Raw genomic sequence first — 17466 nt, forward strand, 5'->3', positions numbered from 1 at the left:
CATCCTTGATCGAAACGGGGCCATCGACGTGGCACAACCTGTGGATAACTGTGTTGATAACGCTTTGACAACCTGTCCATCAAATGGGTGATAAGCCGTCCGTTTAAACCCTAGCCGAGCTTTGCCAGGTGCCGAATGCCCCGATTACCTTTATTATGTGTGCTCAGTTTTCAACCGAACGCACAGTGACTGCCCGACCTTATGGCCATCTTGAACATTCTCGAATTCCCGGACCCGCGCCTGCGCACCCTCGCCAAACCGGTGACGGTGTTCGACGACGCCCTGAGCCAGCTGATCGACGACATGTTTGAAACCATGTATGAAGCGCCTGGCATCGGCCTGGCTGCGACCCAGGTCAACGTCCACAAGCAAGTGGTGGTGATGGACCTGAGCGAAGACCGCAGCGAACCGCGGGTCTTCATCAACCCCGTCGTCGAAGAACTGACCCACGACATGGGCCAGTACCAGGAAGGTTGCCTGTCGGTGCCTGGCTTCTACGAAAACGTCGACCGCCCCCTGCGGGTGCGCGTCAAAGCCCAGGACCGCGACGGCAAGCCGTTTGAGCTCGAAGCCGAAGGCCTGCTGGCCGTGTGCGTGCAGCACGAGTTCGATCACCTCAACGGCAAGCTGTTCGTCGATTACCTGTCCACGCTCAAACGCGACCGGATCAAGAAGAAACTGGAAAAGCAGCACCGCCAGCAAGCCTGATCCCCACCTTCCAGAAGGCTTGCTCCGGCAAGCCTTTTTCTTTTTTGCAGCGAGAACTCCATGCGCATCGTCTTCGCAGGCACTCCAGAGTTTGCCGCCGAACACCTCAAGGCACTGCTCGACAGCCCCTATGAGATCGTGGCCGTCTACACCCAGCCGGACCGCCCAGCCGGGCGTGGCCAGAAGCTCATGCCGAGCGCGGTCAAGGCACTGGCCGTGGCCCACGACATCCCGGTGCTGCAGCCGCCAACCCTGCGCAATGCCGATGCCCAGGCAGAACTCGCCGCGCTCAAGCCCGACCTGATGGTGGTGGTCGCCTACGGCCTGATCCTGCCCCAGGCCGTGCTGGATATTCCGCGCCTTGGTTGCATCAACAGCCACGCCTCTCTGCTGCCACGCTGGCGCGGTGCGGCGCCGATCCAGCGCGCCGTGGAAGCCGGCGATGCCGAGAGCGGCGTGACCGTGATGCGCATGGAAGCGGGCCTGGACACCGGCCCGATGCTGCTCAAAGTGGTCACCCCGATCAGCGCCGAAGACACCGGCGGCACGTTGCATGACCGCCTCGCCGAAATGGGCCCGCCTGCGGTGATTCAAGCCATTGCTGGCCTTGCCGACGGCTCGCTGCAGGGTGAAGGCCAGGATGACGCCCTGGCCACCTATGCCCACAAGCTGAACAAAGACGAAGCACGCATCGACTGGAGCCGCCCGGCCGTGGAGCTGGAGCGCCTGGTGCGTGCCTTCAACCCGTGGCCGGTGTGCCACAGCACCCTGGACGGCGAAAGCGTGAAGGTGCTGGCTGCGACGTTGTCCACAGGCAACGGCGCCCCTGGCGAGATCCTGTCTGCCAGCAAGGACGGCCTGGTAGTCGCCTGCGGTGACCAGGCACTGAGCCTGACCCGCCTGCAACTGCCCGGCGGCAAGGCGCTGAACTTCAGCGACCTGTTCAACAGCCGCCGCGAGAAATTCGCCAACGGCAAGGTGCTCGGCCAATGAACCCTCGCCTGGCCGCCGCCCGTGCCTTGGCCGCTGTGCTCAGCGGCAAGGCTTCGCTGAACAGCTCGTTGCCGGCACAACTGGACAAGGTCGACGAGCGCGACCGGGGCCTGACCCAAGACCTGGCCTTCGGCACCGCCCGCTGGCAGCCGCGCCTCGACCTGCTCGCTGCGCAGTTGCTGCAAAAGCCGTTCAAAGCGGCCGATGCCGATGTGCAGGCCTTGATGCTGGTCGGCCTGTACCAGCTGTTCTACACGCGCATTCCGGCGCACGCCGCCATCGGCGAAACCGTTGGTTGCGCCGACAAGCTGAAAAAGCCGTGGGCCAAAGGCCTGCTCAACGCCGTGCTGCGCCGCGCGCAGCGTGAGGGCGAAGCGCTGCTCGCGGGCATGGAGCGCGACCCGGTGGTGCGCACTGCCCACCCGCGCTGGCTGCAGAAATCGCTGAAGGCCTTCTGGCCCGAGCAATGGGAAGCCATCTGCGCCGCCAACAACGCCCACCCGCCGATGATTTTGCGGGTCAACCGCCGCCACCACAGCCGCGATGCCTACCTGGCCTTGCTGGCTGAGGCCGGCGTGGGCGCCAGCGCTTGCCAGTACAGCCGTGACGGCATCGTACTGAATGAGCCCTGCGATGTGCGCAGCCTGCCTGGCTTTGCCGAAGGCTGGGTAAGCGTGCAGGACGAAGCCGCGCAGCTGTCCGCCGACCTGCTCGAACTGGCCCCCGGCCAACGCGTGCTCGACGCCTGCTGTGCCCCGGGCGGCAAGACTTGCCACTTGCTCGAAGCCGAAGCTGGCCTGGCGCAGGTGGTGGCCATCGACCTGGAAGCCAAGCGCCTGACCCGCGTGCGCGAGAACCTCGATCGCCTGCAACTGGACGCCGAGCTGATCGCCTGCGATGCCCGCGACACCGCCAGCTGGTGGGACGGCAAAACGTTCCAGCGCATCCTGCTCGACGCCCCGTGCTCGGCCACCGGCGTAATCCGCCGCCACCCGGACATCAAGCTGACCCGTCAGGCCGACGACATTCCGGCCCTGGCCACGTTGCAAGGCGAGCTGCTCGATGCCCTGTGGCCGACCCTGGATGTGGGCGGCATGCTGCTTTACGCCACCTGCTCGAGCTTGCCGACCGAGAACACCGAGGTGATTGACGCCTTCCTCGCCCGCACCCCGGGCGCCCGTGAGTTGGACCTGGCCACCGAGGCCGGCCTGCGCCAGCCACATGGCCGCCAGTTGCTGGCCCAGGAAGGCGGCCACGACGGGTTCTACTATGCCAAGCTGATCAAGATCGCCGCGTCACGCGGATAAGCACAACGGTTAGGGAGTAGCGGATGAAGATCATCATCCTCGGCGCGGGGCAGGTGGGCGGTACGCTGGCAGAACACCTGGCCAGCGAGGCCAACGACATTACCGTGGTCGACACCGACGGCGAGCGCCTGCGCGACCTCGGCGACCGCCTGGACATCCGCACGGTGCAAGGCCGTGGCTCGCTGCCGACGGTGCTGCGCCAGGCCGGCGCCGACGACGCCGACATGCTGGTGGCGGTGACTAACAGCGACGAGACCAACATGGTGGCCTGCCAGGTCGCCTACTCGTTGTTCCACACCCCGACCAAGATCGCCCGGGTACGGGAATCGGCCTACCTCACCCGCGAAGAGCTGTTCCACAACGACCACATTCCGGTCGACGTGCTGATCAGTCCCGAGCAGGTGGTGACCAACTACATCAAGCGCCTGATCGAGCACCCAGGTTCACTGCAGGTAATCGACTTCGCCGAAGGCAAGGCGCAACTGGTGGCGGTCAAGGCGTACTACGGCGGCCCGCTGGTGGGCCAGCAGTTGCGCCAGATCCGTGCGCACATGCCCAACGTCGACACCCGTGTGGCGGCGATCTTCCGCCGTGACCGGCCGATCACCCCACGCGGCGACACCGTGATCGAGGCCGATGACGAAGTGTTCTTCATCGCCGCGAAAAAAGACATCCGCGCCGTGATGGGCGAGCTGCGACGCATCGACGAGACCAACAAGCGCGTGGTCATCGCCGGTGGCGGGCAGATTGGCGAGCGCTTGGCCGAGGCCATCGAAAGCCGCTATCAGGTGAAGATCATCGAGATGAACCCGGCCCGCTGCCGTCACCTTTCCGATAGCCTGGAAAGCACCGTGGTGCTGCAGGGCAGTGCGTCGGACAAGGACCTGATGCTCGAAGAGAACATCGCCGACGCCGACATCTTCCTGGCCCTGACCAACGACGACGAGGCCAACATCATGTCGTCGCTGCTGGCCAAGCGCCTGGGTGCGCGCAAGGTGATGACCATCATCAACAACCCGGCCTATGTGGACCTGGTGCAGGGCGGCGAGATCGACATCGCCATCAGCCCGCAGTTGGCCACCATCGGCACCTTGCTGGCCCACGTGCGGCGTGGTGATATCGTCAGCGTGCACTCCCTGCGCCGCGGCGCGGCCGAGGCCATCGAAGCCGTGGCGCATGGCGATTCGAAGTCGAGCAAAGTGGTCGGCAAGGCCATCGAAGACATCGCCCTGCCGCCAGGCACCACCATCGGCGCGATCATTCGTGACGAGGAGGTGATGATTGCCCACGACGACACGGTGATCGAATCGGGTGACCATGTGATTCTGTTCGTTGTGGATAAAAAGCACATTCGGGATGTGGAGAAGCTGTTCCACGTCGGCTTGAGTTTCTTCTAGGAGAAGAGGGCATGCGCGAATCGCTGGAGAAGATGCTGGCCAAGGGTGTGGATAACCCGCTGTTGAGGTTCGGCCTTGGCAAGGCCTGGCTGGACGAGGGCAATGGCGCTGAGGCGGCGGTGCACCTGGCGCGTTGCGTGGAGCAGGACCCGAAGTATTCGGCGGCGTGGAAGTTGCTGGGTAAGGCGTATCAGTTGCAGGGGGATTTGGCGGCGGCGCGCAAGGCCTGGGAGGACGGGATCGTGGCGGCGCAGGCCCATGGGGATAAGCAGGCCGAGAAAGAGATGACTGTATTTCTCAAGAAGTTGAATAAAGTCTGAGATTGCCGGGGCTGCTTTGCAGCCCATTCGCGGGGCAAGCCCGCTCCCACAAGTCCTGCACAACCTGAGGGTCACTCTGTACCTTGTGGGAGCGGGCTTGCCCCGCGAATGGGGCGCAAAGCGCCCCCAACTATCTCAATACCAACGCGGCTCACCCGCCGGGCGCTTCTTGAAGCGCTTCATGCTCCACATGTACTGGCTCGGATACTCGCGCACATACCGCTCGACCACCTTGCTCATGGCCGCCGCCGACTCGGTCACATCCGTGCTGTACATCGCCTCCGGCGCCGCTTCCAGAATCACCCGGAACCCAGACCCGTCCGGCAGCCGCAACGCATGCAGGAACACACCCACCGCCTTGCCACCGGCCAGCATGTTCGGCACGAACTTGCTGGTCAGGGCCTGGGTGCCCAGGAACGGCACGAACACACCCGCCGACTCAGCAGGTTCCGGGTCGGCAGGAATGCCCACCTGGCCCCCGCGGCGCACTTCCTTGATCACGCTGAGGATGCCTTCCTTGGTCGAAGGCGCCACGCGGTTACCCATCTGCACTCGCTGTTCACGCAACAAATCATCCACAGCTTTGAGCTTTGGCGGGCGGTAGAAGATGATCGGTTTGCACTGGTTGCAATAGAAGTGGTTCAACACTTCCCAGTTACCCAGGTGGCTGGTGATGCCCACCACGCCCTTGCCCGAGGCCAGGGCCTGCTCCAGCACTTCCAGGCCGTGCACTTCCTTGACCAGTTCCAGCGACCGCTGCGGTGGCCAGATCCAGGCGCAAGCGCTTTCGACAAAGGATTTGCCGATGTCTCTCAGCGCGCGGCCGACCAGTTGCTCACGTTCGGCCGGGTCCATCTCCGGGAAACACTTGGCGAGGTTGATACGCACCACGTTGCGCGACCCGTTCGGGACCTTCCACATCAGCCAGCCGATACCGGCGCCGACGCGCTGCACAGCGCCCCAGGGCAACTTGGCGAACAGTCGAAGCACCCCGACCATCAGGGCGCCCTTGAACTTTTCCACAGGCGAATTCCTTATTTCAGCAAGGCGCGCATTGTACCCCGTCAGCGCGCCAAGGCGGCGTAGCGATCACAATCGGTGGTGTGGTCCATGACCATACCGGTGGCCTGCATGAAGGCATAACAGATGGTTGGGCCGACAAACGTGAAGCCGGCTTTTTGCAGGGCCTTGCTCATTGCCTTCGCTTCATCGGTAACGGCAGGCATTTCGCTTCGGTCCTTGAAATGGTTGACCTTGGGCGTGCCGCCCACAAATGACCAGAGCCACTCGGCCGGGTTATCCACAGCCAGCCAGGCCTGAGCGTTGCGCCGGGCGGCCTTGAGCTTGAGGCGGTTGCGGATGATGCCGGCGTCGAGCATCAGTGCTTCGATCCGTTCATCGCTCATCTGCGCCAACTTCACCGGGTCGAAGCCATGCATCACCTCGCGATAACGTTCGCGTTTACGTAAAACCGTGATCCATGACAGCCCCGCCTGGAACCCTTCGAGCAAAAGCATCTCGAACAGCAACGCCGGATCACGCTGCGGTGTTCCCCATTCCTGGTCGTGGTAGGCCTGGTACAACGGATCGTCGGTACACCAAAAGCAGCGTGGCATAAGGCTCCAATGAGTAGAGGGCGAGGCGAATCAGGTTATACTCCCGCTCTTTACATCCGCATCCCCAGATACAGGTGAATTTCGTGAGCCAGCCTACGCCAGCCGTGCGTACCTTCCAAGACCTGATCCTCGCCCTGCAGAACTACTGGGCAGCTCAAGGTTGTGTGGTGCTTCAGCCCTACGATATGGAAGTAGGCGCCGGCACTTTCCATACCGCCACGTTCCTGCGCGCCGTCGGCCCAGAGACCTGGAACGCCGCCTACGTGCAGCCTAGCCGTCGCCCTGCCGACGGGCGGTATGGCGAAAACCCAAACCGCCTGCAGCACTACTACCAGTTCCAGGTGGTGCTCAAGCCGAACCCGGCCAACTTCCAGGAGCTGTACCTCGGCTCGCTGAAAGCCATTGGCCTGGATCCGCTGGTCCACGATATCCGTTTCGTCGAAGACAACTGGGAATCGCCAACCCTCGGCGCCTGGGGCCTGGGCTGGGAAATCTGGCTCAATGGCATGGAGGTGACCCAGTTCACCTACTTCCAGCAAGTGGGCGGCATCGAGTGCTACCCGGTCACCGGTGAAATCACCTACGGCCTCGAACGCCTGGCCATGTACATCCAGGGTGTCGACTCGGTCTACGACTTGGTATGGGCCGATGGCCCGTTCGGCAAGGTCACCTACGGCGACGTGTTCCACCAGAACGAAGTCGAGCAGTCGACCTACAACTTCGAACACGCCAACGTCGAGAAGCTGTTCGAGCTGTTCGACTTCTACGAAAGCGAAGCCAACCGCCTGATCAAGCTGGAGCTGCCGCTGCCGACCTACGAAATGGTCCTGAAGGCTTCGCACACCTTCAACCTGCTCGACGCCCGCCGCGCCATCTCGGTGACCGAGCGCCAGCGTTACATCCTGCGCGTACGTACCCTGGCCCGGGACGTGGCGCAAAGCTATCTGCAAGCCCGCGCACGCCTGGGCTTCCCGATGGCCACCCCTGAATTGCGTGACGAAGTGTTGGCTAAGCTGGAGGCTGCACAATGAGTGCTCAAGATTTCCTGGTAGAACTGGGCACCGAAGAGCTGCCACCCAAGGCCCTCGCCAGCCTGGGCGACGCCTTCCTGGCCGGTATCGAGAAAGGCCTGCAGGCCGCTGGCCTGAACTACGCCAGCAAATCGGTATACGCCGCGCCGCGCCGCCTGGCCGTACTGATCCGCCAGCTTGACGTGCAGCAGCCTGACCGCAGCATCAACATCGACGGCCCGCCCCTGCAGGCTGCTTTCAAAGACGGCGAGCCGACCCAAGCGGCCCTGGGCTTTGCCAAGAAGTGCGGTGTAGAGCTGTCGGAAATCGACCAGAGCGGCGCCAAGCTGCGTTTCTCCCAGCACATCCCGGGCAAGGCCACTACCAGCCTGCTGCCGACCATCGTCGAAGACTCGCTCAACGACCTGCCGATCCCCAAGCGCATGCGCTGGGGCGCCAGCCGCGAAGAGTTCGTGCGCCCAACCCAGTGGCTGGTGATGCTGCTTGGCGACCAGGTCGTCGACTGCACCATCCTCGCCCAGCAGGCCGGCCGTGAGTCCCGTGGCCACCGCTTCCACCACCCGGAAAACGTGGTTATCACCACCCCGGCCAACTACGTCGAAGACCTGCGCAAAGCCTACGTGCTGGCCGACTTCGCCGAGCGCCGCGAGCTGATTGCCAAGCGCACCGCCGAACTGGCCCTGCAGCAGGAAGGCAGCGCCATCGTGCCGCCGGCGCTGCTGGACGAAGTGACCGCGCTGGTCGAGTGGCCAGTGCCGCTGGTGTGCTCGTTCGAGGAGCGTTTCCTCGACGTGCCGCAAGAAGCCCTGATCACCACCATGCAGGACAACCAGAAGTACTTCTGCCTGCTGGACAGCGAAGGCAAGCTGCTGCCGCGCTTCATCACCGTGGCCAACGTCGAAAGCCGTGACCCGAAGCAGATCATCGAAGGCAACGAAAAGGTCGTGCGCCCACGCCTGACCGATGCCGAGTTCTTCTTCAAGCAAGACAAGAAGCAGCCGCTGGAAACCTTCAACGAGCGCCTCAAGAACGTGGTGTTCCAGGCTCAACTGGGCACCGTGTACGACAAGGCCGAGCGTGTTTCCAAGCTGGCCGCGTTCATTGCCCCGCTGATTGGCGGTGACGCCCAGCGCGCCGCGCGTGCCGGCCTGCTGTCCAAGTGCGACCTGGCCACCGAGATGGTTGGCGAGTTCCCTGAGATGCAGGGCGTTGCCGGTTACTACTACGCGCTCAACGATGGCGAGCCGCAAGACGTCGCCCTGGCCCTGAACGAGCAGTACATGCCGCGCGGCGCTGGCGCCGAGCTGCCAGAGACCGTCACCGGTGCTGCCGTGGCGATCGCTGACAAGCTCGACACCCTGGTCGGTATCTTCGGTATCGGCATGCTGCCAACCGGCAGCAAAGACCCGTACGCCCTGCGCCGCGCCGCGCTGGGCGTGCTGCGCATCCTGATCGAGAAGCAGCTGGACCTGGACCTGACCGGTGCGGCCGAGTTCGCGGTCAAGCAGTTCGGTGCCAAGGTCAAGGCTGCCGGCCTGGCTGAGCAAGTGCTGGAGTTCATCTTCGATCGCCTGCGTGCACGCTACGAAGACGAAGGCATCGACGTGGCCACCTACCTGTCGGTACGCGCCCTGAAGCCGGGTTCTGCCCTGGACTTCGACCAGCGTGTGCAGGCCGTGCAGGCGTTCCGCAAACTGCCGGAAGCCGAAGCCCTGGCCGCGGTGAACAAGCGCGTATCGAACCTGCTGAGCAAGGCCGAAGGCGCCATCGCCGAACAGGTCGAGCCGAAGTACTTCGACAACGCCAACGAGTTCTCCCTGTACTCGGCCATTCAGCAGGCCGACCAGGCCGTGCAACCGATGGCCGCTGCGCGCCAGTACAGCGAGTCGCTGGCCCGCCTGGCAGCCCTGCGTGACCCGGTCGACGCCTTCTTCGAGGCGGTGATGGTCAACGCCGAGGACGCCAAGGTCCGCGCCAACCGTTATGCCCTGCTCAGCCGCCTGCGCGGTCTGTTCCTGGGTGTGGCCGACATCTCGCTGCTGGGGTAAGCCTTGAAACTGCTGATTCTCGATCGAGACGGGGTGATCAACTATGACTCCGACGCTTACATCAAGTCGCTGGAGGAGTGGATCCCCATTCCCGGCTCGGTCGAGGCCATCGCGCAGTTGAGCAAAGCGGGCTGGACGGTGGCCGTGGCCACCAACCAGTCCGGCATTGCCCGCGGCTATTACCCGGTGCAAACCCTCGAGGCCATGCACGCGCGCCTGCGTGCGTTAGTGGCCGAGCAGGGCGGCGAAGTGGGCCATATCGTCTATTGCCCACATGGCCCGGATGAAGGCTGCGCTTGCCGCAAGCCCAAGCCGGGCATGCTGCGGGCGATTGCCGAGCACTACCAGGCCGACCTTGGCGGCGTGTGGTTTGTCGGCGACAGCCAAGGTGACCTTCAGGCCGCCCTGGCCGTCGGTGCACAACCGGTGTTGGTGAAAACCGGCAAGGGTGAGCGGACCCTGGAAAAAGGTGTCCCTGAAACTACACTGATTTTCGACGATCTGGCAGCTATCGCCAGAGAACTAATTTAAACAGTGCGCCTTAGGGCGCATTTTCTCAGGCGGGCACGCCCCGCAACGGTACATGCCACTATGTCGATCCTGCAGGCGATCAGAATCTTTCTTTTTTACCTGCTGCTGGGCACCAGCTCGTTGCTGTGGTGCTCCCTGAGCTTTTTTGTCGCGCCCTTCTTGTCGTTCCCCAAGCGTTACACGTTCATCAACGTGTACTGGTGCCGTTGCGCGTTGTTTTTGACCCGCACCATCCTTGGCATCGATTACAAGATCACCGGCGCCGAGAATGTGCCGAATGAGCCGTGTGTGATCCTGTCCAACCATCAGAGCACCTGGGAGACCTTCTTCCTTTCCCAGTACTTCTCGCCGCTCAGCCAAGTGCTCAAGCGCGAGCTGCTGTACGTGCCGTTCTTCGGCTGGGCCATGGCCATGCTGCGGCCCATCGCGATCAACCGCGACAACCCTAAAGAAGCCCTGCGTCAGGTCGCCAGCCAAGGTGATGAACTGCTCAAGCAGGGTGTGTGGGTGCTGATCTTCCCAGAGGGCACCCGCGTGCCGTTTGGCACCGTCGGCAAGTTCTCCCGTGGCGGTACCGCGCTGGCGGTCAATGCCGGCCTGCCGGTGCTGCCCATTGCGCACAACGCGGGCAAGTTCTGGCCCAAGGCTGGCTGGGGCAAGCGGGCCGGCACCATCGAGGTGGTGATCGGTGAGCCGATGTACGCCAACGGCACCGGCCCTCGTGCAATTGCCGAGCTCAATGACCGCGCCGCCGCCTGGAACGAGGCCACGCAAAGGGCCCTGGGTTCGCTGCCACCCGCGGCTGAAAAGCCACAGGAGCAGACTGCTTGAGTTTCTGTGGATAACTTGTGAGCAGTTTTTCTGCGATCTGTTCTATGTATGCAGTAAGTGATTGAATTAGCTGTTTATTTCTTCACATGACAGATTTGCGAAAAACGTGCATAAGTTTTTCCGCGGCATAAAAAAACCGGCTTTTAAAGCCGGTTTTTTTATGGGTGAACCTGAGGTATGTCAGACCTTGTCGATATCCACGTCCTTGGTTTCTTTCAGGCAGAAAATCCCCACCACCAGGCTGATGCCGGTCACCAGCACCGGGTACCACAGCCCGTAGAAGATATCCCCGGTATACACCACCAGCGCGAACGACACCGTCGGCAGGAAGCCACCAAACCAGCCGTTGCCGATGTGGTAGGGCAGGGACATCGAGGTATAGCGGATACGGGTCGGGAACAGCTCGACCATCACCGCCGCCAGTGGGCCATAGGTCATGGTCGCGATCAGGATCATCGCCACGATCAGCACCACCACCATCACCTCGTTGACCTGCCCCGGATCAGCCTTGGCTGGGTACCCCGCCTGCTCGATCGCCGAGCGCATGGCGGTCTCGTCGAAACCATTGATGGTCTTGTCGCCAATGTTGACCACCACCTCGCTGCCAGCCACGCTCACCGAGCTGTACGGCAGGCCCTGCTTGACCAGGAACGTCTTGACCTTGTCGCATGGGCTGTCGAAGCGCGCCTTGCCAACCGGGTCGAACTGGAAGGTGCAGCCCTGCGGGTCGGCGGTCACGACGATCGGTGCCTGGCGGCTGGCGGCGTCGATCTGCGGGTTGGCGTAATGGCTGAGCGCCTTGAACAGCGGGAAGTACAGCACCGTGGCCAGCAGCAGACCGAGCATCAGAATCGGCTTACGCCCGATCCGGTCCGACAGCCAACCGAAGAACACGAAGAACGGCGCGCCGATCACCACACTGATGATCAGCAGCGTGTTGGCCTGGGCGGGGTCCATCTTGAGCATCTGGGTCATGAAGAACAGCACGTAGAACTGCGCGGTGTAGAAGGTCACCGCCTGGCCAGCATTGATGCTGAACAGGGCAGTGAGCACCACCTTGAGGTTCGGCCAGGAGGTGAACGACTCGCGGATCGGCGATTTGCTGATCTTGCCCTGGGCCTTCATTTTCACGAAGGCAGGCGACTCGTGCATGCTCATGCGAATCCAGGTGGAAATCGCCAGCAGGAAAATCGACAGCAGGAACGGCAGGCGCCATCCCCAGGTTTCGAACTGGTCACCACTGATGTAACGGCTGCCCAGTACGACCAGCAACGACAGCAGCAGGCCCAGGGTGGCGGTGGATTGAATGAAACCGGTATGGAAGCCGCGTTTACCCGGCGGGGCATGCTCGGCCACGTAGGTGGCCGCGCCACCGTACTCGCCACCAAGCGCCAGGCCCTGCAGCATGCGCAGGATTACCAGGATGATCGGTGCCGCAATACCAATGCTGGCATACGTGGGCAGCAGGCCGACGGCAAAGGTCGACAGGCCCATCAGCACGATGGTCACCAGGAAGGTGTACTTGCGCCCGATCATGTCGCCCAGCCGGCCAAACACCAGCGCACCGAAGGGGCGAACCAGGAAGCCGGCGGCGAAGGCCATCAAGGCAAAGATGAAGGCCGTGGTGTCGTTGACCCCAGCAAAGAACTGCTTGCTGATGACCGCCGCCAGCGCGCCATAGAGAAAAAAGTCATACCACTCGAAAACCGTCCCGAGGGATGACGCGAAAATGATCTTTCTTTCTTCACGACGGCTGGCGCTGCTGGCCGTCGCACCCTGCTCTTGGATGTAATCCGACATCGTTGCTGTCCTCGGCCCACAGGCCACAGTGATTATTCTTTTTGTTCCACTGTCGGCAGCCTCCGACCGCAAGCTGCCGGTGTTGCACGCACCCGGGTCAGGGCGTCGGTATTGCGTCTTCGTTTAGGTAGGTCTGGGTCGCAGCTCCTTTGAGGATAAGTTGCGCCGCCTTTTCGGCGATCATCAGCGTGGGTGAACAGGTATTGCCGGAGGTGATCTGCGGCATGATCGAGGCATCCGCCACCCGTAAGCCTGGGATGCCATGCACGCGCAACTGGTTATCCACAACATCCTCTGGGCCACTGCCCATGCGGCAGGTGCCCACGGGATGGAAGATGGTGGTGCCAATCTTGCCAGCGGCCTCAAACAACTCGTCTTCGCTTTGCAGGGCAGGGCCCGGCAGGTATTCCTGGGGGGCGAAGGCCGCGAGGGCAGGGGCCTGGACGATGCGCCGCGTCATGCGGATGGCGTCTGCAGCGACCCGCAAGTCCTGTGGGTCACTGAGGTAGTTGGGATCGATCAGTGGCGCGCTGTGCATATCGGCGGCGCGGATGTCGATGCGCCCGCGGCTGAGCGGGCGCAGGTTGCACACCGAAGCGGTGAAGGCCGGGAAGCGGTGCAATGGCTCGCCGAACCGCTCCAGCGACAAGGGCTGCACGTGGTACTGCAAGTTGGCCGTGGCATGTTCGGGGCTGGAGCGCACGAACGCCCCCAACTGGCTAGGCGCCATGGCCAACGGGCCGCTGCGGTCATAGAGATAACGCAGGCCCATGCCCATCTTGCCCCACAGGCTGTTGGCCATCTGGTTCAGGGTACGGGTGTTGCGGATCTGGTAGATCAGGCGCAATTGCAGGTGGTCCTGCAGGTTACCGCCGACACCGGGCATGTCATGCCGCACACCAATGCCCAAGTCTTCGAGCAGCTTGCGCGGGCCGATGCCAGACCGTTGCAGGATCCCCGGCGAGCCTACGGCGCCGGCGCACAGAATGATCTCGCGACGGGCAGCGAACTCGTGCCAGGCTCCTTGCCAGCGGGCTTTTACCGCACGGGCACGGGTGTTGTTGAGCAGTACCTGATCGACCTCTACACCGGTCAGCACCGTCAGGTTGGACCGGCTGAGCACGGGCCGAAGAAACGCCTTTGACGCGTTCCAGCGCACGCCACTGCGCTGGTTGACCTGAAAGTATCCACAGCCCTGGTTGTCACCGGTGTTGAAGTCGTCGACCTTGGTGATGCCACTTTGCTCGGCCGCCTCGCGGAACGCATCGAGGATCGGCCAGCTGTAACGCTGGCGCTCGACCCGCCATTCGCCGGCAGCGCCATGGTGCTCGCTGTCACCGGCAAAATGGTTTTCACTGGCCTTGAACAGTGGCAGTACGTCCTTCCAGGCCCAGCCTGGGTTGCCTTGCTCGGCCCAGTGGTCATAGTCAGCCGCCTGGCCGCGCATGTAGATCATGCCGTTGATCGATGAACAACCGCCCAGCACCTTGCCCCGTGGATAACCCAGGCTGCGACCACCCAGGCCGCTTTGTGCTTCGGTCTTGAAGCACCAGTCAGTGCGGGGGTTGCCGATGCAATAGAGGTAGCCGACGGGGATGTGGATCCAGGGATAGTTGTCACGGCCACCCGCTTCCAGCAGCAGCACGCGGCAGGAAGGGTCGGCGGACAATCGATTGGCCAGCAGGCACCCGGCTGGACCGGCGCCCACGACCACGTAGTCGAAGACAGAATCGGCTGATGGCATGTGCAACCTCGCGCCTGATTATTGTTCTTGTCCCGAACCATCTTATTGATTAATTTCGCTGTGGAAACACGAGATTTCGCGCAGCCGCTGTGCGTTTTAGCACAGTGACATGTCTGCTTTGGCCATCGCCGGCCAGAGTGAACAGCCCAAAAGGATCAGCATGTTCGACTGGAACGATCTGCGGTTTTTCCTCGAGTTGCAGCGCAGCGGCCGTTTGCTCACTGCCGCCAAACGCCTCAATACCACCCACAGCACCGTGGCCCGGCATATCGAGAGCATCGAGAAAAGCCTGGGCACGCCACTGTTCGTGCAGCATGCCCAAGGCTACGACTTGACCCCGTCCGGGCAGGCCCTGCTCAAGCACGCCGAAGCCATGGAAAACGTCGCCTTGCTGGCGCAGGAAGAAATCACCCAAGCCATCACCCCGCTGGGCAAGATCCGCCTGGGGGTGACCGAAGGCATTGGCATCATGTTCTTCACCCCGCGCATGAACGCGCTGTTCGAGCGCTACCCAGGCCTTGAGGTGGAACTGGTGGCGGTGCCGCGCTTCGTCAGCATCCTCAACCGCGAGGCGGAAATCAGCATCCACCTGGAGCGGCCCAACGCCGACCTGCTGATCACCCGCAAGCTCACCGACTACCGCCTGGCGCTCTACGCCAGCCAAGCGTACCTCGACCGCGCACCGCCGCTGCGCAACCGCGAAGACTTGGCTCGGCACAGCTGGATCGGCTACGTCGATGACCTGCTGTTCAGCCAGGAGCTGCTGTTTCTCAACAGTTTCTGCCGCGCGCCCAACGTAGCGTTTCGCAGCACCAGTGTGATCGCCCAGCAACACGCGGCGCGCGCGGGCCTTGGCATTGCCGTGCTGCCCAACTTCATGGCGCGCCATGACCCGACGCTGGTCCGGGTGCTGCCCAGCGAAACCATCCAGCGCAGCTATTGGATCTGCACCCGTCGCGAGCTGCACAAATCGGTGCGCCTGCGGGTAGTGTGGGACTACCTGCTGGCGCTGTGTGCCGCCGAACAGGGCGAGCTGCTAGCCCAGTAGCGCCTTGCCGGCCAACAGCAGGGCGGCCGCCCAACCGGCCACGGCAAACATCTGCTGCAAGCGCGGCCCGGCGAGTTTGGCTGCCAATGGCCGCGCCAGCAGCAAACCGACCACCGCACCGAGCGCAAACGGTGCGCCGACCTGCCAGTGCATCACCCCCGCCAGGCTGGCGCTGACCACGCTCCCCGTGGACACCAGCGCAATCACCGCCAGCGAGGTCGAAACGATGCTGGCCATGCGCAAATTGGTGTAGCGGTTCAAGGCGGGGATGATCACAAACCCACCGCCCACGCCCAGCAACCCCGACAGCAACCCCGACAGCGCGCCGGTAAAGGCCAGGGCGCGTGCGCAGGGCAACGTCCAGCGTAAACGGCCCTGCAGCGGGTTGAGCACGCAGGGTTCGATGTAGCGGTGAGCATCGTTGGCTTCACCGCGCAGCTCCCTAGCCGCCTTGCGCCAAATGCGCAGGCAGGCGTAGACCAGCACGCCGGCGAATACCAATGCCAGCGGCGTGTTGGGCACACGGTGCGCCAGCATGAGGCCGAAGGGCGCTACCGCGATGCCGATCAGGGCGATGAACAACGCCGCTCGATAGCGCACCAACCCCTGACGCAAACCCAGCACTGCCCCCACGGCGGCAGCAAGGCCCACCGCCAACAGGCCGACTGGCGCCGCCTCGGCCATCGACAGGCCAAGGCCAAACACCAGCAATGGCACCGCAAGAATACCGCCCCCCGCACCGGTCAAGGCCAGCACGGCACCGATGACCGCCCCCAAGCCTGCGCCCAACAGTTGGTGTTCGATCACTGTTTGGCCTCAGCTACCAATGGCTGCGGCCGCGCCAACCATTCACGCCCCTTGAGCATGCCTTTCCAGTACAACGGCGGCAGTACCCGCGCCTTGAGCAACCAGGCCAGGCGCGTCGGCCGTCGGCCATCGAGTAGCCAGCGTGGGAAGCTCGGCGCCACTTTGCCGCCGTAGGTGAACTCGGCCAGCACGATCTTGCCGCGCTCGACAGTCAGCGGGCACGAACCATAGCCGTCGTACATGGCGAGGGTAGGGAGCCTGCCCAACCCCACCAACACGTTATTGGCCACTACCGGCGCCTGCTTGCGCGCTGCCGCAGCAGTCTTGGCATTACTGGTGTTGGCCACGTCGCCCAGGGCATGGATAGTGGTGAACTTTCGATGGCGCAAGGTCTGCGGGTCGACGTCGACCCAGCCCGCGCTGTCTGCTAACGGGCTCTCGCGAATGAAGTCTGGCGCCACCTGCGGCGGCACCACGTGCAGCATGTCGAAGGCCTCGACACGGGTTTCAGTGCTGCCGTCGGCCAAGGTACGCACGAACGTCGCGCGCTTGCCGGGGCCATCCACCGCCACCAGGCGATGGGCGTAGTTAAGGTCCACGGCGTACTTGTCGATGTAAGCCATCAGTGCGGGCACGTAGTCGGCCACGCCAAACAGCACGGCCCCGGCGTTGAAGAAACTGGCTTTCACATCCCCCAAGTGCCCGTGGCGCAGCCAGTGGTCGCAAGACAGGTACAGCGCCTTCTGCGGCGCACCAGCGCACTTGATCGGCATCGGCGGTTGGGTGAACAAGGCGCGGCCCTGCTTGAGCTGCTGCACCAGTTGCCAGGTGTACGAGGCCAGGTCGTAGCGGTAGTTGGAGGTCACGCCGTTACGGCCCAGTGTCTCGCTCAGGCCGTCGATGGCCTGCCAATCGAGTTTCAGGCCTGGGCAAACCACCAACTGTTCATAGCTGATAGCGCGGCCATCTTCGAGTACGACCAACTGGCCCAAGGGGTCGAAGCCCTGCACGCGCGCCTTGATCCAATGCACGCCACGGGGAAGGGTCGAGGCCATGGTGCGCGCCGTGTCTGGCGCCTTGAACACACCGGCACCGACCAGGGTCCAGCCGGGCTGGTAGTAATGCACGTCGGCGGGGTCGATCAGGGCGATATCCAGTGACGGATCACGGCTGATCAGGCTGGACGCGGTCGCGATACCGGCAGCACCGGCACCGACGATGACCACTTTGTGGTGGTCGGTATTGAGCGTGTTGGCAGGGTGGAGCAAGGCAGGCATGGCGGTAT

At 63.2% G+C, this 17466-nt stretch carries 16 protein-coding genes; 10 read left to right on the top strand and 6 right to left on the bottom strand.

Annotated elements, in window-relative coordinates; all coding sequences use genetic code 11:
• Positions 1-201 precede the first annotated feature (201 nt).
• From def to QOS90_RS00590, 5 genes are read left to right on the top strand one after another with little or no spacing between them, the layout of a single operon-like run.
• Positions 202-708, top strand: coding sequence for a peptide deformylase (def, locus tag QOS90_RS00570; protein WP_027592047.1), 507 nt, complete (start codon positions 202-204; stop codon positions 706-708).
• A gap of 60 nt (positions 709-768) precedes the next feature.
• Positions 769-1701, top strand: a complete 933-nt coding sequence (gene fmt / locus QOS90_RS00575) for a methionyl-tRNA formyltransferase (protein WP_085272128.1) — start codon at positions 769-771, stop codon at positions 1699-1701.
• The gene (gene rsmB, locus QOS90_RS00580) at positions 1698-3008 is read left to right on the top strand and encodes a 16S rRNA (cytosine(967)-C(5))-methyltransferase RsmB (protein ID WP_085272129.1); all 1311 of its coding nucleotides are present in this window, start codon (positions 1698-1700) and stop codon (positions 3006-3008) included. Before fmt ends, rsmB begins: the two co-directional genes overlap by 4 nt.
• A gap of 23 nt (positions 3009-3031) precedes the next feature.
• Positions 3032-4405 carry a Trk system potassium transporter TrkA gene (gene trkA, locus QOS90_RS00585; RefSeq protein ID WP_085272130.1) on the top strand — a complete coding sequence of 458 codons (1374 nt, stop codon included), beginning with the start codon at positions 3032-3034 and terminating at the stop codon, positions 4403-4405.
• Between the two features lie 11 nt (positions 4406-4416).
• Entirely contained in the window at positions 4417-4725 is a 309-nt protein-coding gene (locus tag QOS90_RS00590; protein WP_027592051.1) for a tetratricopeptide repeat protein, read from the top strand.
• Positions 4726-4860: 135 nt separating this feature from the next.
• Here the strand turns inward: QOS90_RS00590 and QOS90_RS00595 are convergent, their stop codons facing one another.
• Together QOS90_RS00595 and QOS90_RS00600 are read right to left on the bottom strand one after the other, a co-directional pair.
• Positions 4861-5748: a lysophospholipid acyltransferase gene (locus tag QOS90_RS00595; protein ID WP_027592052.1), complete on the bottom strand. Its 888-nt coding sequence runs from the start codon at positions 5746-5748 to the stop codon at positions 4861-4863.
• 41 nt (positions 5749-5789) lie between these two features.
• Complete coding sequence (locus QOS90_RS00600; protein WP_027592053.1) at positions 5790-6341, bottom strand: DNA-3-methyladenine glycosylase I; 552 nt, start codon at positions 6339-6341, stop codon at positions 5790-5792.
• An 83-nt stretch (positions 6342-6424) separates the two neighbouring features.
• On the opposite strand from QOS90_RS00600, the gene glyQ reads away from it, so the two are divergent.
• From glyQ to QOS90_RS00620, 4 genes are read left to right on the top strand one after another with little or no spacing between them, the layout of a single operon-like run.
• Positions 6425-7372, top strand: a complete 948-nt coding sequence (glyQ, locus tag QOS90_RS00605) for a glycine--tRNA ligase subunit alpha (RefSeq protein WP_027592054.1) — start codon at positions 6425-6427, stop codon at positions 7370-7372.
• Complete coding sequence (gene glyS / locus QOS90_RS00610; RefSeq protein WP_085272131.1) at positions 7369-9420, top strand: glycine--tRNA ligase subunit beta; 2052 nt, start codon at positions 7369-7371, stop codon at positions 9418-9420. Before glyQ ends, glyS begins: the two co-directional genes overlap by 4 nt.
• A gap of 3 nt (positions 9421-9423) precedes the next feature.
• Positions 9424-9951 (top strand): D-glycero-beta-D-manno-heptose 1,7-bisphosphate 7-phosphatase, encoded by a 528-nt coding sequence (gene gmhB / locus QOS90_RS00615; protein WP_085272132.1) that lies wholly within the window; start codon positions 9424-9426, stop codon positions 9949-9951.
• A 60-nt stretch (positions 9952-10011) separates the two neighbouring features.
• Complete coding sequence (locus QOS90_RS00620; protein WP_027592057.1) at positions 10012-10782, top strand: lysophospholipid acyltransferase family protein; 771 nt, start codon at positions 10012-10014, stop codon at positions 10780-10782.
• A 180-nt stretch (positions 10783-10962) separates the two neighbouring features.
• Here QOS90_RS00620 and QOS90_RS00625 read toward each other — a convergent pair whose 3' ends face one another.
• Together QOS90_RS00625 and QOS90_RS00630 are read right to left on the bottom strand one after the other, a co-directional pair.
• Positions 10963-12582, bottom strand: a complete 1620-nt coding sequence (locus QOS90_RS00625) for an MFS transporter (protein ID WP_085272133.1) — start codon at positions 12580-12582, stop codon at positions 10963-10965.
• 97 nt (positions 12583-12679) lie between these two features.
• On the bottom strand, positions 12680-14326 hold the full coding sequence (locus QOS90_RS00630) for a GMC family oxidoreductase (RefSeq protein WP_085272134.1): 1647 nt from the start codon (positions 14324-14326) through the stop codon (positions 12680-12682).
• 160 nt (positions 14327-14486) lie between these two features.
• On the opposite strand from QOS90_RS00630, the gene QOS90_RS00635 reads away from it, so the two are divergent.
• Positions 14487-15374: a LysR family transcriptional regulator gene (locus tag QOS90_RS00635; RefSeq protein ID WP_027592060.1), complete on the top strand. Its 888-nt coding sequence runs from the start codon at positions 14487-14489 to the stop codon at positions 15372-15374.
• Here QOS90_RS00635 and QOS90_RS00640 read toward each other — a convergent pair.
• Both QOS90_RS00640 and QOS90_RS00645 read right to left on the bottom strand, forming a co-directional pair.
• Complete coding sequence (locus QOS90_RS00640; RefSeq protein ID WP_027592061.1) at positions 15363-16181, bottom strand: sulfite exporter TauE/SafE family protein; 819 nt, start codon at positions 16179-16181, stop codon at positions 15363-15365. The genes QOS90_RS00635 and QOS90_RS00640 overlap by 12 nt on opposite strands.
• Complete coding sequence (locus QOS90_RS00645; RefSeq protein ID WP_085272135.1) at positions 16178-17458, bottom strand: NAD(P)/FAD-dependent oxidoreductase; 1281 nt, start codon at positions 17456-17458, stop codon at positions 16178-16180. Before QOS90_RS00645 ends, QOS90_RS00640 begins: the two co-directional genes overlap by 4 nt.
• Positions 17459-17466 lie beyond the last annotated feature (8 nt).

The sequence above is a fragment of the Pseudomonas sp. LAIL14HWK12:I10 genome, from assembly GCF_900184205.1.
GTDB lineage: Bacteria > Pseudomonadota > Gammaproteobacteria > Pseudomonadales > Pseudomonadaceae > Aquipseudomonas > Aquipseudomonas kermanshahensis.

What these genes read in the sequence shown, in the direction of transcription:
- QOS90_RS00600 (WP_027592053.1), bottom strand. Translation starts at nt 6,341, where the DNA reads ATGCCACGCTGCTTTTGGTGTACCGACGATCCGTTGTACCAGGCCTAC.
- fmt (WP_085272128.1), top strand. Translation starts at nt 769, where the DNA reads ATGCGCATCGTCTTCGCAGGCACTCCAGAGTTTGCCGCCGAACACCTC.
- QOS90_RS00590 (WP_027592051.1), top strand. Translation starts at nt 4,417, where the DNA reads ATGCGCGAATCGCTGGAGAAGATGCTGGCCAAGGGTGTGGATAACCCG.
- QOS90_RS00625 (WP_085272133.1), bottom strand. Translation starts at nt 12,582, where the DNA reads ATGTCGGATTACATCCAAGAGCAGGGTGCGACGGCCAGCAGCGCCAGC.
- QOS90_RS00635 (WP_027592060.1), top strand. Translation starts at nt 14,487, where the DNA reads ATGTTCGACTGGAACGATCTGCGGTTTTTCCTCGAGTTGCAGCGCAGC.
- QOS90_RS00630 (WP_085272134.1), bottom strand. Translation starts at nt 14,326, where the DNA reads ATGCCATCAGCCGATTCTGTCTTCGACTACGTGGTCGTGGGCGCCGGT.
- trkA (WP_085272130.1), top strand. Translation starts at nt 3,032, where the DNA reads ATGAAGATCATCATCCTCGGCGCGGGGCAGGTGGGCGGTACGCTGGCA.
- glyS (WP_085272131.1), top strand. Translation starts at nt 7,369, where the DNA reads ATGAGTGCTCAAGATTTCCTGGTAGAACTGGGCACCGAAGAGCTGCCA.
- QOS90_RS00620 (WP_027592057.1), top strand. Translation starts at nt 10,012, where the DNA reads ATGTCGATCCTGCAGGCGATCAGAATCTTTCTTTTTTACCTGCTGCTG.
- rsmB (WP_085272129.1), top strand. Translation starts at nt 1,698, where the DNA reads ATGAACCCTCGCCTGGCCGCCGCCCGTGCCTTGGCCGCTGTGCTCAGC.
- QOS90_RS00645 (WP_085272135.1), bottom strand. Translation starts at nt 17,458, where the DNA reads ATGCCTGCCTTGCTCCACCCTGCCAACACGCTCAATACCGACCACCAC.
- def (WP_027592047.1), top strand. Translation starts at nt 202, where the DNA reads ATGGCCATCTTGAACATTCTCGAATTCCCGGACCCGCGCCTGCGCACC.